General features: G+C 60.9%; 4 protein-coding genes. All 4 read right to left on the bottom strand.

Features of this window, described 5'->3' with window-relative positions; all coding sequences use genetic code 11:
- Positions 1-91: 91 nt before the first annotated feature.
- The gene (locus tag E3O45_RS06940) at positions 92-316 is read right to left on the bottom strand and encodes a hypothetical protein (protein WP_134442733.1); all 225 of its coding nucleotides are present in this window, start codon (positions 314-316) and stop codon (positions 92-94) included.
- Positions 313-687, bottom strand: a complete 375-nt coding sequence (locus E3O45_RS06935; protein ID WP_134442732.1) for a hypothetical protein — start codon at positions 685-687, stop codon at positions 313-315. Before E3O45_RS06935 ends, E3O45_RS06940 begins: the two co-directional genes overlap by 4 nt.
- Positions 688-895: 208 nt before the next feature.
- Complete coding sequence (locus E3O45_RS17955; RefSeq protein WP_241985265.1) at positions 896-1084, bottom strand: hypothetical protein; 189 nt, start codon at positions 1082-1084, stop codon at positions 896-898.
- Complete coding sequence (locus E3O45_RS06930; protein WP_241985264.1) at positions 1005-1427, bottom strand: SRPBCC family protein; 423 nt, start codon at positions 1425-1427, stop codon at positions 1005-1007. The genes E3O45_RS17955 and E3O45_RS06930 overlap by 80 nt, the downstream gene beginning before the upstream one ends.
- Positions 1428-1615 lie beyond the last annotated feature (188 nt).

Genomic DNA, 1615 nt, shown 5'->3' with positions numbered 1-1615 from the left:
CGGTGCCGACCGCTCAGCCGATCTCACAACGCCCCACCCCGGAGCAAAAAAACACTCTAGAGACTCGCCGGGCCGGCTGAACCCATGTTATTCAGCAGCCTCCTAGGAGAAGGAGAAGGTTCGCGGGCAGGTCCGCATAGTTACGGCCTCCGAGGACCCCGTCTGCCGCGAAGTACACCGCGTCAATGTTCAGGGTCAGCGAGACCGCAATCATGACGGCGGCATACAGAATGCTCTGATCAGTGCGTCGACGGGTACCGATCGCCAGCGCGCCCACGAGCCCCCAGAGTGCCACGGCGACGATCAATTGCATCATCCGAAAACTCCCTCGAAACCCTCGGGCTCTTTAGTGCTGGTGCGGATGGCGCTGGTCAGAAGGTCGGCCAGCGACTCTGCAGCGAATTCGAACTCGTCGCGAAAATCGGAACGTCCGAACGCGATTACCGGACCTTCCGCTCCGAGCATGCCGTGCAACGTCGGGTCGGCCACCTCGTCATGACGCAAGATCATGTGCGCTAACTCATGACAAACAATCTGCTGCCGATGATGTTCCGAATCCGTTTCGACGTGGAAGATCAGATCGTCGGTTTCGCGCGACAGCCAGAGCCCGCAAATCTCGGTTCCATTCAGTAGCGGCGAGGATGCGATCGAGATGTGGGTCTTTCTTGACTGCTCGACGAGGGACACAAGGCTCGGGATCGACACTCGGGAGGGAAGAACTAATGCAGTAAATGCGGCAACGGCTTGTTCCCGAGGGGTCCGGTCGCCCTCCGCGGACGAATCCCTAATTCTTTTTCTCATCAGATTCATAGATTACTGGGTTCAGAATTTCCCTGATCGACGTCTATGGCGCTGAAACACCGTTTAAAAGACAGCCTCTCCCCGAGCGGCCGGGTTATGGCTGGGCAGGCTCCCCTGCGTCGATGGAGACTTCGGCGATCCGCTTGATCGCGGCGAGGGTTTTCGGGATGCCATCGAGCGCCTGCTGGGTGCGGTCGGTGATCTCAGCATGCGCCTCTTCGCCGAACTTGTCCTCGAACATGGCGATCCCGTCCGGCAAGAACTCCCAAGACTCGGTGAGCATCGTGNAACTCCCAAGACTCGGTGAGCATCGTGCCGGTCTCCGCGGCGGCGAAGCTGAAGCCCCAGCGCACGAAGCTGCCGCCCACCACCCAGGCAAACTCGCGACCGCGCTCTGCCGTCACAACCTCAGACCGGGTCTCCCAGGTCCGATGCGGGAGCTCGTTGTGCCCGGTGAACCAGGCACCGACCCGACCAGCCTCGGCCTCGTCGTCCCACCAGCACGACGTACAGACCGGGCTCCACTCGCCGGTGCGGGTGATGTCAGAGAGCAGGTCGTAGAGAAACGCGGCCGACGCCTCGACGATTATGGACTCCTGGTGGCTGAGGGTTCTCGTCTCATTCATGCATTTAACCTAATGGCGCGAGTCATTTCTGCTGCCGCCGGCTGCCGCCGTGCCAGTCTTCTTGCTTTCCGACCGTGTCCGCTTCGACTCCGAACGCGGCCAGCTGTGGCTGCTCGCGCAGGCTGCGTTTGAGTTCGGCAAATCCTGGGAAGCGTGCCAGAGCGACGACGTGGTCCCACAACTCGACT

This window comes from Cryobacterium sp. TMS1-20-1 (genome assembly GCF_004402355.1).
GTDB lineage: Bacteria > Actinomycetota > Actinomycetes > Actinomycetales > Microbacteriaceae > Cryobacterium > Cryobacterium levicorallinum.
Note: the sequence above shows the minus strand (reverse complement) of the source record. Positions and strands in the feature narration are given on the sequence as shown.